At 32.5% G+C, this 17980-nt stretch carries 20 protein-coding genes; 8 read left to right on the top strand and 12 right to left on the bottom strand.

What is annotated here, in order from left to right:
- The first annotated feature begins 3 nt into the window (after positions 1-3).
- From U5A88_RS12035 to nqrF, 4 genes are read left to right on the top strand one after another with little or no spacing between them, the layout of a single operon-like run.
- Positions 4-753 (top strand): Na(+)-translocating NADH-quinone reductase subunit C, encoded by a 750-nt coding sequence (locus U5A88_RS12035; RefSeq protein WP_354206764.1) that lies wholly within the window; start codon positions 4-6, stop codon positions 751-753.
- Positions 754-755: 2 nt separating this feature from the next.
- Positions 756-1445, top strand: coding sequence for an NADH:ubiquinone reductase (Na(+)-transporting) subunit D (locus U5A88_RS12030; RefSeq protein WP_354206762.1), 690 nt, complete (start codon positions 756-758; stop codon positions 1443-1445).
- A gap of 48 nt (positions 1446-1493) precedes the next feature.
- Positions 1494-2243: an NADH:ubiquinone reductase (Na(+)-transporting) subunit E gene (gene nqrE / locus U5A88_RS12025; RefSeq protein WP_354206760.1), complete on the top strand. Its 750-nt coding sequence runs from the start codon at positions 1494-1496 to the stop codon at positions 2241-2243.
- Between the two features lies 1 nt (position 2244).
- Entirely contained in the window at positions 2245-3552 is a 1308-nt protein-coding gene (nqrF, locus tag U5A88_RS12020) for an NADH:ubiquinone reductase (Na(+)-transporting) subunit F (protein ID WP_354206758.1), read from the top strand.
- A 63-nt stretch (positions 3553-3615) separates the two neighbouring features.
- On the opposite strand, the gene U5A88_RS12015 is transcribed toward nqrF, so the two are convergent.
- The 5 genes from U5A88_RS12015 to U5A88_RS11995 form a co-directional block, all read right to left on the bottom strand.
- Positions 3616-4707 carry an alpha/beta hydrolase family protein gene (locus U5A88_RS12015; protein WP_354206756.1) on the bottom strand — a complete coding sequence of 364 codons (1092 nt, stop codon included), beginning with the start codon at positions 4705-4707 and terminating at the stop codon, positions 3616-3618.
- 90 nt (positions 4708-4797) lie between these two features.
- On the bottom strand, positions 4798-5376 hold the full coding sequence (locus U5A88_RS12010; RefSeq protein WP_354206755.1) for a Crp/Fnr family transcriptional regulator: 579 nt from the start codon (positions 5374-5376) through the stop codon (positions 4798-4800).
- 3 nt (positions 5377-5379) lie between these two features.
- Positions 5380-5703 (bottom strand): hypothetical protein, encoded by a 324-nt coding sequence (locus U5A88_RS12005; protein ID WP_354206753.1) that lies wholly within the window; start codon positions 5701-5703, stop codon positions 5380-5382.
- Between the two features lie 12 nt (positions 5704-5715).
- Positions 5716-7332, bottom strand: a complete 1617-nt coding sequence (locus U5A88_RS12000) for a M28 family metallopeptidase (protein WP_354206751.1) — start codon at positions 7330-7332, stop codon at positions 5716-5718.
- Between the two features lie 290 nt (positions 7333-7622).
- Entirely contained in the window at positions 7623-8081 is a 459-nt protein-coding gene (locus U5A88_RS11995) for a DinB family protein (RefSeq protein WP_354206749.1), read from the bottom strand.
- 133 nt (positions 8082-8214) lie between these two features.
- On the opposite strand from U5A88_RS11995, the gene U5A88_RS11990 reads away from it, so the two are divergent.
- Entirely contained in the window at positions 8215-8550 is a 336-nt protein-coding gene (locus tag U5A88_RS11990; RefSeq protein ID WP_354206747.1) for a winged helix-turn-helix transcriptional regulator, read from the top strand.
- Between the two features lie 160 nt (positions 8551-8710).
- Here U5A88_RS11990 and herA read toward each other — a convergent pair whose 3' ends face one another.
- The 6 genes from herA to U5A88_RS11960 all read right to left on the bottom strand — a co-directional run bounded on the left by herA (position 8711) and on the right by U5A88_RS11960 (position 14681).
- On the bottom strand, positions 8711-10486 hold the full coding sequence (gene herA / locus U5A88_RS11985) for an anti-phage-associated helicase HerA (protein WP_354206745.1): 1776 nt from the start codon (positions 10484-10486) through the stop codon (positions 8711-8713).
- Complete coding sequence (locus U5A88_RS11980) at positions 10486-11703, bottom strand: DUF4297 family anti-phage-associated protein (RefSeq protein ID WP_354206743.1); 1218 nt, start codon at positions 11701-11703, stop codon at positions 10486-10488. Before U5A88_RS11980 ends, herA begins: the two co-directional genes overlap by 1 nt.
- Before the next feature lie 156 nt (positions 11704-11859).
- Positions 11860-12381, bottom strand: a complete 522-nt coding sequence (locus U5A88_RS11975; protein WP_354206742.1) for a hypothetical protein — start codon at positions 12379-12381, stop codon at positions 11860-11862.
- 12 nt (positions 12382-12393) lie between these two features.
- Complete coding sequence (locus tag U5A88_RS11970) at positions 12394-13005, bottom strand: TIR domain-containing protein (RefSeq protein WP_354206740.1); 612 nt, start codon at positions 13003-13005, stop codon at positions 12394-12396.
- Entirely contained in the window at positions 13005-13586 is a 582-nt protein-coding gene (locus U5A88_RS11965) for a toll/interleukin-1 receptor domain-containing protein (RefSeq protein ID WP_354206738.1), read from the bottom strand. Before U5A88_RS11965 ends, U5A88_RS11970 begins: the two co-directional genes overlap by 1 nt.
- Positions 13587-13838: 252 nt before the next feature.
- Entirely contained in the window at positions 13839-14681 is an 843-nt protein-coding gene (locus tag U5A88_RS11960) for an energy transducer TonB (RefSeq protein ID WP_354206736.1), read from the bottom strand.
- A 192-nt stretch (positions 14682-14873) separates the two neighbouring features.
- Here U5A88_RS11960 and U5A88_RS11955 point away from each other — a divergent pair, with 192 nt between their 5' ends.
- Genes U5A88_RS11955 through U5A88_RS11945 form a run of 3 tightly spaced genes read left to right on the top strand, consistent with a single transcriptional unit; the run spans position 14874 to position 16924 of the window.
- Complete coding sequence (locus tag U5A88_RS11955) at positions 14874-15239, top strand: Na(+)-translocating NADH-quinone reductase subunit F (RefSeq protein ID WP_354206734.1); 366 nt, start codon at positions 14874-14876, stop codon at positions 15237-15239.
- A gap of 26 nt (positions 15240-15265) precedes the next feature.
- Positions 15266-16126, top strand: a complete 861-nt coding sequence (locus U5A88_RS11950) for an alpha/beta hydrolase (protein ID WP_354206733.1) — start codon at positions 15266-15268, stop codon at positions 16124-16126.
- 3 nt (positions 16127-16129) lie between these two features.
- Positions 16130-16924 (top strand): alpha/beta hydrolase, encoded by a 795-nt coding sequence (locus tag U5A88_RS11945; protein WP_354206731.1) that lies wholly within the window; start codon positions 16130-16132, stop codon positions 16922-16924.
- 58 nt (positions 16925-16982) lie between these two features.
- On the opposite strand, the gene U5A88_RS11940 is transcribed toward U5A88_RS11945, so the two are convergent.
- On the bottom strand, positions 16983-17852 hold the full coding sequence (locus U5A88_RS11940) for an OmpA/MotB family protein (protein WP_354206729.1): 870 nt from the start codon (positions 17850-17852) through the stop codon (positions 16983-16985).
- Between the last annotated feature and the right edge of the window lie 128 nt (positions 17853-17980).

Genomic DNA, 17980 nt, shown 5'->3' with positions numbered 1-17980 from the left:
GTTATGGCAATTAACACAGATAAAAATAGTTATACCGTTATTTTTGCCATCGTAATGGTATTTGTAGTAGGTTCTATATTGGCGGGACTGGCACAAGGGTTAAAACCTTTGGTTAAAGCCAATGAACGTTTTGAAAAACAACAGAACATATTGTACGCAATGGGTATTAACGACAATGAAGGGGCTAATGATGTAGCTTTTGTTTCAACAGATAGGGTTGAAGAAGTTTTTAATAGCACCATCAAAAAGCAATATGTAATTCAAGGAGATGAAGTTATCGAAGAGCCTGAAGCGTATTTGATAGATATAAAAAAGGAAGAAGCAAAAGCTAAAGATCCGGACTATCAACGTAGATTGCCTTTGTTTGAAGGAGAAAAAGAGGGTGAGCCAATTTATGTAGTTCCTATTCGTGGTAAAGGATTATGGGATGCTATTTGGGGCTTTGTAGCCTTGGATAAATCAATGACTGTACAAGGGGTGTTTTTTGATCATAAAGGGGAAACACCTGGGTTAGGTGCAGAGATTAAACAACGCTATTTTATGGATGATTTTTCTGGCGAGCACTTATTAAATGAATCAGGTATGTTTAAAGGTATTACGGTTGCTAAGGCAAATGCAGATCCTAAAAATAACGATAAAAACGATCATGAAGTAGATGCTATAGCAGGTTCAACCATCACGGGTGATGGTGTTACCGCAATGATAAAGAAAGATTTAAGAATGTATGTACCTTATTTTAAAACATTAAAATAATTATGGCAGAAGTAGCAGAAAAAGAAGTAATAAAAGCTCCTAAAGAACCTTTGTTTTCCAAAAAAAACAGAAAACTCTTGAGCGATCCGCTAACGGACAATAACCCTATAACCATACAGGTATTGGGTATTTGTTCCGCTTTGGCAATTACCGCACAGTTAAAACCGTCTATAGTAATGGCAATATCGGTAATGTTTGTAATGGGTGTAGGTAATGTCGTTATTTCATTGATGCGAAATATTATCCCATCAAAAATTAGAATTATCGTTCAATTGATTGTTGTTGCTACCTTAGTAATTATTGTAGATCAAGTATTAAAAGCATTTGCATATACCCTAAGTAAAGAATTATCGGTATTCATTGGTCTGATTATTACTAACTGTATTATTATGGGACGCTTTGAAGCTTTTGCCTTGGCCGAGAAACCATGGCGGTCTTTCCTTGACGGAATTGGTAATGCCGCTGGTTATGGTATCATTTTAATTATTGTTGGTTTTTTCAGAGAATTATTAGGTTCTGGTACGTTGTTCGGACTTAAAGTGTTAGGTGACCCTGTTGAAAAAACAGGACTATACAGCATAGGCTATGAAAATAACGGCTTTATGGTATTGCCTCCAATGGCATTAATTGTTGTTGGAATCATAATTTGGGTACAGCGTAGTAGAAATAAAGAGTTAATAGAAGAACATTAGACGCAGAGCGTCATTCTGAACTCGTTTCAGAATCTCAATAAATAATATATGGAATATTTAGAATTATTTTTTAAATCGATTTTTGTAGATAACATGGTATTTGCATATTTCTTGGGAATGTGTTCTTACTTAGCGGTATCTAAAAAAGTATCGACCGCAGTAGGTCTTGGTGCTGCCGTAATCTTTGTATTGGCGGTAACGGTACCGTTAAACTGGTTGTTAGATCAATACATACTGCAAGAAGGAGCTTTATCTTGGTTGGGCGAAGAATATGCCGCTTACGATTTAAGCTTTTTATCCTTTATCATGTTTATAGCAACCATCGCAACAATGGTGCAATTGGTTGAGATTGTAGTTGAGAAATTTGCACCTGCGTTATACAATTCATTAGGTATATTTTTACCGTTAATTGCAGTAAACTGTGCTATTTTAGGAGGCTCATTATTTATGCAGTCTCGTGAAATTCCAACCTTATCTGAAGCCTTAACTTATGGTGTTGGTTCTGGTATCGGCTTCTTTTTAGCCATATTGGCTATTGCGGCCATTCGCGAAAAAATCAGATATTCATCAGTACCACCAGCATTGCGAGGTTTAGGGATAACATTTATCCTTACAGGATTAATGGCAATTGGATTTATGAGCTTTGGAGGAATGTTAACTGGTGGCGATGATGGAAGTGATGCTCCTGTGGCAACTGAACAAGCCATTCAGATGGATAATGAAAAAGATAATGATGCCGACATTTTAAAAGATAAGGAAGAAGAATTAGAAGAAAATACAACCGCTTTAAATGAATAATATGTTATTAGCAGTAAGTACATCAGGAGTTATCATAGCTACGGTAATTGCATTTTTAATGATTATTTTGTTATTGGTGACTCTTTTATTAGTTGTAAAACAAAAACTGGCACCATCTGGTCCTGTTAAAATAACCATTAACGGAGAGAAAGAAATAGAAGTGCCTTCAGGCGATACTTTACTTACTACCTTAAGCGGTCAAAAAATATTTTTGCCATCTGCTTGTGGTGGTGGTGGAACTTGTATTCAATGCGAATGTCATGTATTAGAGGGAGGCGGAGAAGCACTACCTACTGAAACACCACATTTTACACGTAAAGAATTACAAGCTGGTGCAAGACTTTCATGTCAGGTTAAAGTAAAACAAGACATGAACATTACCATACCCGAAGAGGTTTTTGGTATAAAAAAATGGGAAGCTACGGTAGTAAGAAATTATAACGTTGCTTCATTTATTAAGGAATTTGTTGTTGAAATTCCCGAAGATATGGGTTATAAGGCTGGAGGATATATCCAAATTGAAATTCCACCATGTGTTATTAACTACAAAGACATGGATATTACCGCACATCCCGAAGAACATGAAACGCCTGACAAATTTCAAGAAGAATGGGATAAGTTTAATCTTTGGCCGTTGACCATGAAGAACGATGAGGTGGTAGAACGTGCCTATTCCATGGCATCCTATCCAGCAGAAGGAAGAGAGATTATGTTAAATGTACGTATTGCAACACCGCCGTGGGATAGAAATAAAAATGGATGGATGGATGTTAATCCTGGTGTCGCTTCATCTTATATCTTCAATCAAAAACCAGGTGATAAAGTAATCATTTCCGGACCTTATGGTGAGTTTTTTATCAATGAATCCGATGCCGAAATGTTGTATGTGGGAGGTGGAGCCGGTATGGCACCAATGCGATCGCATTTGTACCATCTATTCAAAACGCTTAAAACAGGTAGGAAAGTTACCTATTGGTATGGTGGGCGTTCTAAACGCGAACTTTTCTACATAGATCATTTTAGAGATTTAGAGAAGGATTTCCCAAATTTTAAATTCTACATGGCCTTGTCAGAACCTTTAGAGGAAGATAACTGGAAAGTTAAAGAAGATATTGACGCTCCTGGTGATGGTTTTGTTGGTTTTATTCACAATTGTGTAATCGATAATTATTTGAACCATCACGAAACCCCGGAAGACATTGAGCTCTATTTTTGCGGACCCCCTTTAATGAACCAAGCGGTTCAAAAAATGGGTGAGGATTTTGGAATTCCTGATGAACACATCAGATTTGATGACTTTGGAGGATAAAAGCATCACATTAGAAAATAAAGAAAACCGATACAGAACGTATCGGTTTTTTTATCTCTGAACTTAATTGCAATCTACAACGCTTGAACTTGTTTCTGGGCAATTCACTTCATTAGCTGTTGTAGTAAATTCTTCTTGTTTAGGTTCACCACAAACAACTTGGTCTTTTATCCAATTACGTATTTTTATAGCTATTTCATCGTTCTTTTCTTCGGTCCAATCATGCCCCAGCCCTTTCACACTATGTAGGCTATAAGGCTTGTTCAATTGGTTTGCCTTACATGCTATATCATAACTTCCGTGAATTTTTATATCAGAAGAGCAATCATAATAAGCTCCCATTTTGTAGGGTACGGCTTCATCACAAACACCATGGGCCAAGAAAAGAGGAATGTTATCGCTTTCGTCAAAAAAATCTAGATTATACACTGATCCGGCAATTGAAATTATACCTTTTATAGGGCGTCTTGCTTCCCAAGGACCTAATTCATTTTTTATAGTGCCAAATTCAGATGGGAAAGCGGACAACCACTCATCCTCATCTTTGGCCAGCATCCCATTTAATACAGTCATACCACCTTGACTGTTGCCCAATAAGAATAAATTATTGATATCAATACCATAATCAGCAGGGTTTTGATAAATTCTATCAATGGCTTTTCTTAAATCTTGAATAGCCCTATAATGCGTTTTTATGATTTCCATTTCGGGAATTTCGCAAATAGGTTGCTTAGAAAAATCCTTTATATCTTGACGATACTCTAAAGAAGCTACGGTATATCCATATTTGCAAAAATTTTTACGCATTAAATTTAAGGTCCAAGCTCCCCAAGGGTCATTGGGTTCTTCAGTATTTGGTAAGTAACCATGCACGGCTAAAACCGTGGGTCTGAGCGGTACTGCATCATTATATTTATCATTGGGTTGGTCAATTAGAATATTATAAGTACCCAACTTACCTTCTTCATCTGGGCAATCCGTACAATAAGGTACTTTATCAAAATCGAAACCACAGAATCCTATAGGTTCATTGAGGAAGCTGTATTTACAATCGTCCATTGGGGGTTCTTCTTGAGAAATTTCCTCGCAAGAAGCAACAACAGACAATAGAATAGTTGCCGAGAATAATACTTTAAAGAATGTCTTTGCAATCATAATACCTATTTTTATTTGACAGAATTAAGGTAATGGCTAAAATCTTATTCAAAAATGAAAATAAATAAAATTGTTGACAAGGACATTTGTCTATTTTGATTCTGAAGCTAATTTTTTACGTATTCTACTTAGGTGACGCGGATTCATTCCTAAAATAGTAGCGATATATTTTTGCGGAACTTCTTTGACAAGTTGAGGATATTTTTCTTGAAATTTTTGATAACGTTCCGTGCCCTTTGTTGTAATAAATAAATCAGCTAAATACTGGTATTTTACTAAATCTTGGCTTATGGCTTTTACTACAAATTCTTGAAATTCAGGATAAGTTCTTGATAACCTGTCAAAATCTTTTTTGGTCATTACTTCAACTTCTGCATCGGATAAAAATTGTAAACCGTTAATACTTGGAATTTCATTAATAAAACTACCTAAAGAAGTTATAAATGTATTTTTAATGCCTACCCAACGGGTAAATTCTGTTCCGTCAACTAGGTGAATTAACGCCACCTGACCTTTAGTTAGCAAACCAAGTTCTTTACAAACACGACCTTCCTTATGAAAAAAATCTCCTTTTTTGTATTCTTTTTTAATGAGCGTTTTTAATAAATCCTGTTGTAATTCAGAAGATAGTTTAACACCAGCTATTTGCAAAAATTCAATTAGTTTCATTTTTTACTTTGGTTCCAAAGACATCACATAGTCATAACTTTCGTTCAAATAATTTGCTAAGTTATCCAAATCTTTTTGCATACTATCAGGAATTAAAATATAACCTCGCATTACCGCTCCATAAGATTTAAATAGGGTTGTGTTCAATTCTTCAATGTATTTTTGTTGTACTTCTTTAGAGAATCTAAAGCCTAGTTCACCATCCTTGTTTAAAAGCGAAAACATATAACCATTAGCGGAAGTATAGGGCATGGTTTTGCCTTTTCTTTCAAATCTTGGGCATTTGGCTACCAGTTTATCGTAAATGGCTAGTTTTTCTTTATACATTACTGAATAGTTTTACTTTCTTGCAGCTTTAAACTCGCTACCGTCATACCATTTCGGAAAATAATCTTCATTAGCTAATTTTAATCCTACATTGTAAAATAACTGCAAGTCTAATCGTACACCGCTTAAATCCGTAGTTTCAGCACTGTATTCATCCGATGGTTGATGGTATTTATTAATGCGATAATAATCATTGTACTTTTTTATGTCTTCAATGCTTTTATCAAATCCTTCATAAGCACCACTGGCATATAAAGCAGGAATGCCAATTTTTGCAAAATTAAAATGGTCAGACCTAAAGAAATAACCTTTTTCAGCTTCAGGGTCGGGAATAATGTATCTGTTTTGTTTTTCGGCGGCTTCTTTGGCATATCTGTCCATTTCAGATTGCCCATAACCAGTAATCGTCAAATCTTTCATTTTTCCTGGACTGTCTAGAGCATCAATATTAATATTTGCTACTGTTTTTTTAGGATTGAAGATTGGGTATGCTGCATAATAGGAAGACCCTAATAAACCTTGTTCTTCCGCAGTTACCGCTATAAATACAATAGAACGTTTTGTTTCTTTACTTTTCTTAAACGCTTCAGCCATAGCTAATAAGCCTGCAGTTCCAGATGCGTTATCTACAGCACCATTATAGATTGAATCACCATCAATAGACTTACCAATACCAAAATGATCCCAATGTGCAGAGTAAATAATATACTCATCTTTTCTGTCCGTACCGGGTATAAGAGCCACTACATTTTTAGAAACGTCTTTTTTAATTTTATTTTTAATTCCTACAGAAACAGTTAAGTCTAAGGGAATTGGTTTAAAGTCTTTATTTCTAGATAGCGTTTTATAATCTTGATCTTTCATAGTGGAAGCATCAAACATTTTTTTAGCACTTTCACTACTTATCCAAGATTCAACATTTAAAAGAGGGGCGTCACTTTCAATTGTTAATCTAGCACCGCTCCAACCAGATTCAACTACATTCCACCCATAGGAAGCGGGTTCGGTATCATGAATAATGATTAGCCCATCGGCACCTTGTCTTGCCGCTTCTTCATATTTATAAGTCCAACGCCCGTAATAGGTCATTTCGTTTCCTTTAAATAAGGTTGAATCTCCTGATTTAAAACCTGGATCATTAATTAGCACCACAGCGGTTTTTCCTTTCCAGTCAATGCCTTCATAATCGTTCCATCCATATTCTGGGGCAACAATACCATAACCCGCAAAAACAAGCTCAGAGTTATCAAGACTAACATCAGCTTCAGCTTTATTGGTTGTGGCTACAAAATCTTTTAACGCTTTAAAATTAAAACTTGTATTTTTTCCTGAAATTACCATGTTTTCAGAGGGAGTTCCAGAAATTTCTACCATAGGTACATTTTGAAAAAAGCTATCTCCATTTCCTGGTAAAACACCTAGTTTCTCAAATTCATCTTTTAAATAGTTTACGGTTTTTGTCTCACCATCAGTAAATGGTTTTCTTCCTAAAAATTCATCAGATGCTAGGCGTTCAATATGTTTGCTAAGCGTTTTTTGATTGACTTCAATTATGTCTGAATTTACTTTTTTGTCATCTTTACAACTAATACATAATACTACTATTAGAAATGTTAAGTAATTTTTCATAAATGTTATTTTAATAGAATGTTTATAAATGTTATATAATTAAGCAACTAATTTAGCAAATATAAATATAAACAGAATCCCGATAATTATCGGGAGCGAGGATTTTCAGAAATAAGCGAGAACTAGCAATAAATTATACACAGGCTTTTGCAATCGCAAAATCAAGAGTAGCCTACGACCAAAATTATAGAAGTACTTTATTGGTAAATTAATGAAATTTTACTTGTTTTTTACCACAGTTCTTTGTTAGCAGCTGCTTATTTGCAAGTATATTTAGATAAACTTCATTACTATTCAATTATTGGCTTTAATATTTGATTTATGTGTTGCTCAAAATGTTTAACATAATCTTCCATCAAATATCTCAAATCAGACATATTTCCTTCAGTATATAATTCAATTTTTGTAGCTAGTGTTTGAGTATTTTGGAGAAGCATCAGTTTTTTTATTCGAATATTGATTGCGAATAATAAAGCTAAAAGTTCTTCTATTTCAGAATTCTGATAATCATTTACTTTCACTAGTTCAACTTGTTTCATTGGACTTATTCTATACGGTTCTTTTTCAATTAAAACTGCTGTAAAACGTTTTATATTATTGATTCCGGAATCAATTAAATGTCCAATTATTTCCTTTTTCGACCATTTTTCAGGATTTGCTTTAAGACTTAATTCTGTATCCGATGATTTAGAAATGTACTCTTTCGTTTTTATCAAAAGTTCGTCTAATTTGTTTGTTGTTTCAATCATTTTCTTTGTTTTTAGTATTGTTAACTATTTATGTGATATAAAAATACTATAGAAAGTATAGTTACAAAACTATTTAAAGTTAGTTATATTTGCAATAACGGTCAAAAAGGATAGTTTAAATAAATGTGAAATTATGTATAGTTTTAATGGGAAAAATTACCCTTGCTGTTCAACTTTAACTATGGGGATTATTGGTGGGAAGTGGAAAGCAGCTATTTTGTATAATTTGATGAATGAAACATTACGATACAATGAGCTAAGAAAGAAAATGTCAACTGCTACGGAGCGTACTCTAAGTTTACAGTTGAAATCATTAGCCGAAGATGGAATAATTAAAAGAAAAGTTTATTATTCAAAACCGCCACTTAAGGTTGAGTATTCTTTAACGGATTTTGGTAAAACATTAATTCCTTTAATCAAGCTTGTTGCTGATTGGGGTGCTTTTGCTAATGAAAGAAACTCTAAGTAGTTTGTAATGTTTTTAAGTTGAGGCTAACGGTCTCGTGTATGAGTAGTAGCGGATTTCTACTCACAAACCTTTCGGTTTTGTACTGACCTTTATTTTATTTTCATACTTTGGTTTCTTCACTTAAACCGCTATTACTTATACACAATGTTGTGTGTAGTGCTTACTTGTACCATTCCTCCTTAATTTCCTTAATTTTCATCTCTTTCCACTCTTCCTTCCAAAGTTCCCAATAAGGTATGTCATTTGAGGAAGGTTCTTTTTTACACCTGTCAATTTGAACGATTGAAGGAAGTATGACTGATTCTCCTATCAATAAAGCTTCTCCTTGTTTTAATGATGGCATTTTCTCAATTAAAGAACCTAATGTATCTGGCAGAAGTTTTTTGACATATCCTTGGTCCACTGGATTCGTTAATCTCATAGCTATGAAATTATTGCATTGTGAAAATATTGTCTCTGAAATTTCTGACGGTCTCTGACTAGCTAAAAGTAAAGTAACTCCATATTTCCGACCTTCTTTAGCAATACGCTCAATTGACTTTTTTGATGAGCGATATTTTACTAATTCGCTATTTGGAACATACTTATGAGCTTCCTCGTATGCTAATAAAATGGGAATATCATTATTTATTTTCTCATTTGGATTAATACGATTTCTTAATCGCTTATAAATATAGCCGTATTCGAAAATAATTCTTGAAATTAAGGAAACGGTAATACTCAATACTTCAAAAGGTACACCGCTTAAATCGATTACTGTTACATTCTTATTTTTATTATAACCTAAAAGGTTTTTCAACGTGTCCTCAAATGAAATATTTTTTGCATTATCACCAAATAAAAACGTAAGTCTATCTTGATTTATTTTTTCTTGAAATCGTACAAAAAACTTATCCAAAGTACCGTCTGCATAGTCTCCTTTTGTAATATTTTGGCTTTTAGGGGTGTGGAACTCAAATTCTTTCTCAAAATATTTATTGATTTTTTCCTCTTCTGAAAGTAGCAGTCCTGTATCAACAGTTGTCTTACTGTCATCACAACTATAAGAGTCATCAATTACCATTATTCTGTTTGTGTTTTTCGAGTTTTTAGTTTCGTTCTTAAGATTGTAAAGAGCGTTCCTAATTTCATTTATATCAAAAAACAGAGGCGAATCATAAAATATTTTCTCTATATCCTTATTATATTTCTTTTTGTTTTCTGTTACTAATTTTCTGAAAACAGAAGATTGATTGTAATTATCTCTTTCTCCTGTATCAAGTAAAATTTCTTCTAATTCTTCGCTGTTCAATAACCAATATGGTAAATTAAGATTAGAGATATCGATTAAGTTCGCTTCGGGAAAAGCAGACTTATATTCAGAGTGTATGTCAAAAATTATTACGTGCGAATTATTTAAACTGAAGTTTCCACTTTTTGAATTGACTGCTGTTTGAATTATAGTCGAAAGAGTATGAGATTTACCAGAACCGGTAGAACCTACAACTGCAATGTGCTTATTGAAAAATTTATTTCCATTTACTGGAATTCTTATGTTTTTATTTGATGATAGTGAAGAAAAAGTAAACTGCTCATTTTGCTTGACTGAATCAATGTAAATTTTTTTAATCTCTTCTTCTGTTGCAGGCTCTACTTTTTTTGGTGGAATAGTTAAGTCATCACCACCTCTCGTAAATGAATCATCTTTTATTATTCCTAGAGGACTTGCTTCGATTAAATGTGTGCGAGTTGCTACTCCATCTTTTTCAGAAACATCTATTGAAAAGTTTTCAATGATAGCCATTAAGATTGCATTATCATTACCATAAATTTTCAAATACGAACCCACGCGAAGCGATTGGTCTGCAATCTTGAAATCTTCTAGTTTATCAACCTTAATTTTAACTTTATTTGGAAAAACGGCAATAACTTCCGCATTTATAGGTTCAGAACTCATTATACTATACTTTTAATATCAATTAAATTATCAATTTGAATATTAACTACATCAACATTCTTTAAATCTGTTTTAAAGAACGGTTCTTTGTAGAAAAATTGATAAATTTCTTTTGTTTTAGAGATGCTATTTATCAACTGCTCTATAAAAATCAACTCATTTATTATTTTAAGAGTTATTTTGTTATGAAATGTAGCTTTTTGCTTTATTACATCTGCATTGAAAGGTGAACCGCTAAAGTTATATCCATCAGTAAACTTAAATCCTTCATTATGAAGTTCAGTCTTTAAACTGATTAGTTCAGTCTTCTTTAAACCATTGATGAAGATGTATGGGCAAAATGTATCTGGATTTTTTACGGATTTAATATCTGACCATTTCTTCGCTATCAATAGGATAACATTCTTCAATTCGCTCTTAGAATAATTAGCCTTGACTTCAATAAGAAAAAACCTTTCGAAAGGGGATATGTTATATGAGGTAAAATATTCTTTCCTTAAATCTGCCAAAAGTTTTTTCCTTCCTTTAAACTCCACGAACCATTTGTGGAATAAAACTCTTTTTGAATTTATTTCTTCTAAAAATTTCTTCTTACTAATTGTTCTATCATTTTTTTTGTCTTTTACAGCTAAAAAACTTATTGATTTTAAGGCATTATTATAGTAATAATTTTCAGCTTCAAAATCATCAGCTTCAAATAAGTCTTGTTTTTTTAGTAGCTCATATATTTGAGAAAGTTGGTCTTCATAAGATTTAGCATTTACATCAATTTCCAACTGTTTTAGAAATTCCTCTAAGTCGTTATCACTTAAGTTAAGTTCATCAAAATGCCTGTGTTGAGTTTTTGCTTTTGTGTAAGTCAGAAGATGTTTTTTAAGAAACTCTACAGTTATCGGAAAGCTTAATTTTGATTGACCAGACTTGAAATGACCGTAGTAGTAATATTTAACCTTTTTTTCTTTTCCTTTCAAAACCTGATTGAAATGATTCAACATTAATCTAATAGGTTTTGCTATTACAGAATGGTTATATTCTGTTTTTGAATGGTATTTACATTGAACAGCGGTTTCAGTAGTAGCATTGTCAATATCAACATCCTCAATTCCTTCGACAGTTATTTGGTGGTTTTCATCCTTCAATTCTAATAATTTAAGAATTGATAAATCAAATTGATAAAAATATCCCTTTATTGTATCTATTGCCGTTCTATCTGACATTTAATTTCTGTTTTTTCCGCATTACACACAACGGTCTCGGCTATGAGTAGTTGCGTGGTTTAGCAGTTAAATTTGCAAGGACACACCAAACTGAAAATCCGCAAGGATTTTCAGAAGTAGGCGAGAACAAGCAATTACTTATAGCCAATGTTGTGCTTAGTTATTTTCTATTAAATTAGCCACTCCTGATACAGTTCCTAATACGTTTGCATATTCAATTAACTGCATTCTTATTTTATTTAGAGCTTCTCTCAATTCTTTATTGTATTCCCATTCTAATTCGTGTTGTTTTGTTGTTTTATCAATTGGCTTCTGCTGTTCCCAGTCCAATAATAACGGATGCCATTTAGCTAATAAAGGACGTAATACTTTATTTAAAATGTTAACAGCAAGATGTCCAAGTGTTGTATCTTCAGGATTTCCAGGTGTGGCAATATGTGGGCCACATCTTTTAAGTAGTTCTCTTGTTGTAGCAAACAATGAATTTAATGAGGTTAAAGCTTCTCTTAAGAGCCCATCATTTTCTTTTAACTCAGCGGTTGTTATTCTAGTAGCTAATTCAACGTACATTTCCCAAGCTGCATTCTTTTGCAACTCGTCAATCTCCCAAGTTGTTTCTAATTCTAAAAACCCAAGATTTATTTTAAATTTTGTTTCTGATAATTTTGCTATTGCCATAGAAGTTTAATTTTATGAGTTGTTTCTTTTCATTGTTCTACTTAAATCATATTCACAGTTTCCTTTATCTTCAAATGTCGCGTGAATCAAAAATCTAAGTTTTTCGATATTAAGTTCATTCCAATTAACTACTGAGATTTTAGCTTCTGGTTTTAAGAGATTATCTATTATTCTCGCAGGCAAATAAGGGTATCTCCTTTCATATTCAGCTCTTGTATCAATTGATGTCCAAGATTTATTTTCCGGATAAATAATTTCTTTTTCCCTTGAATGAGTTGCAGTATAATAAGTACAGCCAGTACTTGGTAAATTAATGACAAGAATTCCAGATTTTTTATTCACTGAACCATTTATCATACTGGATTTTAATTCCCAATCAATGTGTTTTCTATTTTTAGTTTCAGTTCCGACAAGTAAAATGGTTACTGTACTGTCTTTTAAATAATAATCTCTAATTATTTGTCTTATAGTTTCATTGTCTAATCTTTCATCAATATCTCCAGTATCTACAGAACCATCAATGAAAATATTATGTAAGCTGTTTAATCTTAAAAGTTCATTTTTATACCATTGGTCGTTAGCGTGATGATAACTGATAAATACTTTATGTTTTGTCAAATTCATTATAGTTTCCAATTTAAAACATTATCTAATGGATGATTACTCTGCGAGTGTGAAAATAATCTCGTTTCGTTAATCATAGATTTTTCAAGTTTATTAGATATTTCAGAAATATATTGATTTAAAGATTTTGTTCCTCTTACAATATTTCCAACTTGCATAAATGTTGGCAAGTCCTTTTCTGAAAGGTCTTTTAACGTTAGTATGGAAAGTTTGAGTTTATCATTTGTGCCATCAACTAATGAAGAATGTCCATAACCTACTTCAAAAGGAACCCATTGTGATTTATATGTTTTTTCAGAAACTACAACAAGCATATGACTACTTTCTGTTATACCTTTTTTAATACTTTCAGTTATCTTATGAGCGTCACCAGAACCAACAGCTTGTTGAAGGTTTCTATCTTCTTCATCCAGATAATAGTCTATTCCAGCTTTTGATAAATATTCTGCAATTTTTCTACAAGCAGGTTTATCTTCTTTTTTGTGACTCAAAAATACACAAGCTCGATTTTTTACTTCTTCCTTTTCTAGAACCCAATATAGTTTGCCAAAAGCATCTGCCTTATTATATCCTTTTGTCATAATTTTAGGTGTTCGTCATAATTAAGCACAACAACTGTATAACCGCATTGTGGTTATATCCGTTATGTTTGCAAGATACTTATTTAATTTAATAACAATGCCCAGAAGCATTGCTATTTAGGCTTTTGTTGAGCAATGATTAGTAAGCTATCCGTTTGTTAACCGTTAAAAACGGATAATTATTAAATGCTGATTACTAGTTGATTAAACTAAATAATCGAAAAATATTTATAAAAAATAGAAAAGCTTTGGCTATTCAATAATTTCCATAGTGCCTGATTGTACACCTACTCTAGGTCCCTTTTTTTTCCACTCAATTAAAAACTTTATGGGTACAGCAATAGTTACGGTTACCTTTTCAGTATTTTTTAGGGCTGGGTTCCATAATCCGTAAGTAGATTTTAAAACGGAAATAAATTCTTGTTCCAACTCTGGGTATTCTGCACCTGTAACTACAACATTGCCAACACTTCCATATTTGTCAATAGTCATGGTGGCTTCTATAATGCCAAACAATCTTTTTATCTTTTTATGGTTTACAGGCTTAAAATTATTTATCAGATATACATTTAAATTGTCTTTAAGTAAACTTGGTAACTGATAAGACCCTTGTTTTTTAATTTCAACCTTATCTATTAAATTATTCTTGTTGGTAAAATCATATTTCGCCACTAATTTTCCATTTTCATATTTTTTCCAAATACCTGCTCTTTTATTTGCTAAAAACTCGCCTACCTCAATGGTGTCCCTGTCATATCCAAATTCTACAAAGAGACCGTCTTTTTTATTGTTTTTATAGGTGGTTAGGTATTGTACTCGCATATCGTTTTTGTCGTATTTGCCTTTAAATGGATGGTACGTTTTCCAAACGCCTTCTTTACTATTGTTTTTATAAGTACCTTCTTCAATTACGGACTTGTATAAATTAGCATCCCAAGTCAATAAATAATTGCCGTGTTTGGTCTTTCTATCGGAATCTAGTACGTAATAGGTTTCAATTTTTTGATCCCTTGAGCTAATAACCTCAATGGTTTTTTGTGAAAAGACGGGCTTAAAAGTAAAAATGCAAAGGGAGATAAGTAGTATTTTTTTCATAGGAAAATTATTTTTTTGGTTATTATTACTGCCAAGTAATAGGGAATAAATATACTAACTATTGAATGTCGTTTTTTTATGAGTTTTTATTAGTTATCAACTAATGGAATGGTTGCCTTAACATAAAAAAAGTAAGCTACCTATTAAATTTTGTATTTTTAGCTTCTAAATAAATTATAATCATAAAAAGCAATGACTCCACTTACTGAGCAAGAACTACATAATTTAGGAATGAACATTGTTGGTGAAAAGCTGCAACAAATGGGTTACGAATTTGTGGCCATAAATAGTAAGTTAAAAAAGCATCCTCAATATGTATTGTACAAAAAGGACGAACCTACCATTTTTGTGTTGGTAAAAGTTACTTCTAATCTTCAAAATGCTCAAGATTACGATGTTATCTGGATGGAAACCTTTAAGCAGCATGCCCTAAAACAAAATGCCAAAGTATGGTTTGCTGGTGTTGGCATTGCCAATGCAGAAAGTGTAGAAATGCCTGTTTTTAAAGACCAACCCTATTATGTTGCTTTTGAAGAGTTAGTGAAAATATTGGACTAGTTTAAGTTTTGTATCTTTAAATTCTAATGAACTACAGCCTAATCATAACCATTTTTGTAATTACAGTACTGGCTATAAGTCTTATTTTCTATTTTTTTCAGGAAAAATTTATATTTAAGCCCGAAAAACTGTCGGACGATTTTAAGTTTGAATATGAAAACCAAGAAGTTGAGGAGTACAATATTCAATTGAACGATAAAGTAACCATTAACGGACTTCATTTTAAGACCAAAAACCCTAAAGGTGTTGTTTTTTACTTAAAAGGAAATTCCAAAAGTATAAAAGGCTGGGGCAAGTTTGCCATTGATTTTACGCATCACAATTGGGATGTGCTAATGATAGATTACAGGGGTTTTGGCAAGAGTAAAGGTAAACGTACACAGCAAACCATGAAAGAGGATGTGCAAGCTATTTACAACATTATAAAGCAAAAAGTTGACGAAAAATATATTATTGTCTATGGGCGATCGTTAGGCACTGGTTTAGCTACAAAATTGGCTTCGGTTAATAACCCCAGAATACTAATTTTAGCTTGTCCATATTATAGCATGTCCAATAATGCAAAGCGTTATTTGCCTTTTATTCCCTTAGGTTTAATTATGCGGTATTCCATGCCTACCTATAAGTGGATTAAGTATGTAAAATGTCCTATAAAATTGATTCATGGTACTAATGACAGAATTATACCTATGAAATCAAGTATTAGATTATCTCGGTTAAACCCAAAATTATCGAGGTTGTATTTGGTAATTGGAGGCGGGCATAAAAACTTACACAACTTTGAGGATTACCATAGAGCTTTAAAAGAAATTTTACAGTCTAAAGAAATAGCCGCCATTGACAGGGAAAATACAAGTATAGATTTTGTTAGAAAGAAAAGGAAATAGTAAATGCGGATAATAGTTAAAATTTTAAAATGGTTAGTAATTGTATATGTTTTTATAACTGTACTGGCTTACTTTTTTCAAGAAAAACTGATTTTTCAACCTCAAGTACTACCGCAAGATTATGTTTTTAATTTTGACAGAAATTTTGAAGAAGTAAATCTGAAAACGCCTGATAGTGCTATTATTAATGCATTACATTTTAAAGTAGAGCAGCCAAAAGGCATAGTGTTATATTTTCATGGGAATTCAGGTAGTTTAAACGGTTGGGGACAGGTTACACAATACTTTGGTAATTTTAATTATGACGCTTTTGTTATGGACTATAGAGGCTATGGCAAAAGTACAGGGGGTTTTGATGAGAAAAAAATGTATACCGATGCCCAACTATGCTACGATTATTTAAAAAAGCAGTATGATGAAGATAAAATTGTTGTTTATGGTAAATCTTTAGGTACAACATTTGCCACAAAAGTGGCTGCGGATAATTCGCCCCAACAACTTATTTTAGAAGTGCCTTTTTATAATTTGGCGGCTGCCGGTAAACATCGCTTTCCGTTTGCTCCTATATTTTTATTGAATTATAAATTTATGACTAATGAGCATATAAAACAGGTAGTTTGCCCGATTACTTTTTTTCATGGTACCGAAGATTGGATTACGCCTTATGACGACAGTAAAAAGTTATTTGAAGAGGTTACTGTTAAAGAAAAAGAGTTTGTAACCATAGAAGGAGGAAGTCATAACAACCTCTTGCAATATGAAGAATATCATAAAAAATTAAAAGAACTGTTAGAATAAAAAAAAGCGAAAGGTTAATATAATCCTTTCGCTTTTTTATTCTAATTTAAATCTCTTTTTATTCTTCAGATTTTGGAGTACCATCCGGTTTTTGCTCCAACACATCAAAGAACTGATCTAATTTTGGTAAAATAACAATTCTTGTTCTTCTATTTCTAGATCTTCCTTCTTTAGTATTGTTTGTAGCTAGTGGTAAATATTCACTTCTACCAGCGGCAATTAATCTTTTAGGGTCTATTTTAAAATCATTTTGTAACACTCTTACAACTGCAGTGGCACGTTGTGTACTTAAATCCCAGTTATCTTTAGTAATAGCAGTGCTAATAGGTTGGTTGTCTGTATAACCTTCAACCATTACTTCCATATCAGGTCTGCTGGCAATGACTGTAGCCACCTTGTCCAATAAGGCCTTAGCCTTTGATGAAATTACTGAACTACCGCTTCTAAACAATAATTTATCATTGATTTCTACGTAAACTACAGTTTTTTCAACATTTACAATAATATCTTCATCTTGAATGCCATCTGACAATGCACTTTTTAAGTGTACAGCTAACGTTAAGTTTACTGAATCTTTTCTAGACATGGCACCACGTATGCCATTAATATATTTATCTTTTTCACTCAATTGAGCAACCACATCCTTTATATTGCTACTTGCAGATTGAGATAATGTAGTTAAATTTTCAATCTGCCTGATTGATTGAGCATGGTTTTCTTGTAAAAATTTGTTTTGTGCTTCTAAGTTAGCCACCATGCCTGCAAATTTATCCTTTTCAACTTGACAGTCTAAAACTTTGGCTTTAGCTTCGGTTAATTCGGTTTTTGCAGCATCGTACTGACTCATAAGATCGTCATATTTCTTTTGAGATACGCACGATGATAATAAAATTACAGATGATAGAGAAAGAAAAAGTATTTTTTTCATGATTTAAATTTTGTTTAATTAGTAGGCGAAGTTATTAAATTTTTTTTTGAGCAAAGAATATTTTAGTAAGATTTTAACAAAGTACATCTATAAAATAAAACTTTACCTTTGCATTGCTCTAAAATATA

It is taken from the genome of Aureibaculum sp. 2308TA14-22 (assembly GCF_040538665.1).
Lineage (GTDB): Bacteria > Bacteroidota > Bacteroidia > Flavobacteriales > Flavobacteriaceae > Aureibaculum.
Note: the sequence above shows the minus strand (reverse complement) of the source record. Positions and strands in the feature narration are given on the sequence as shown.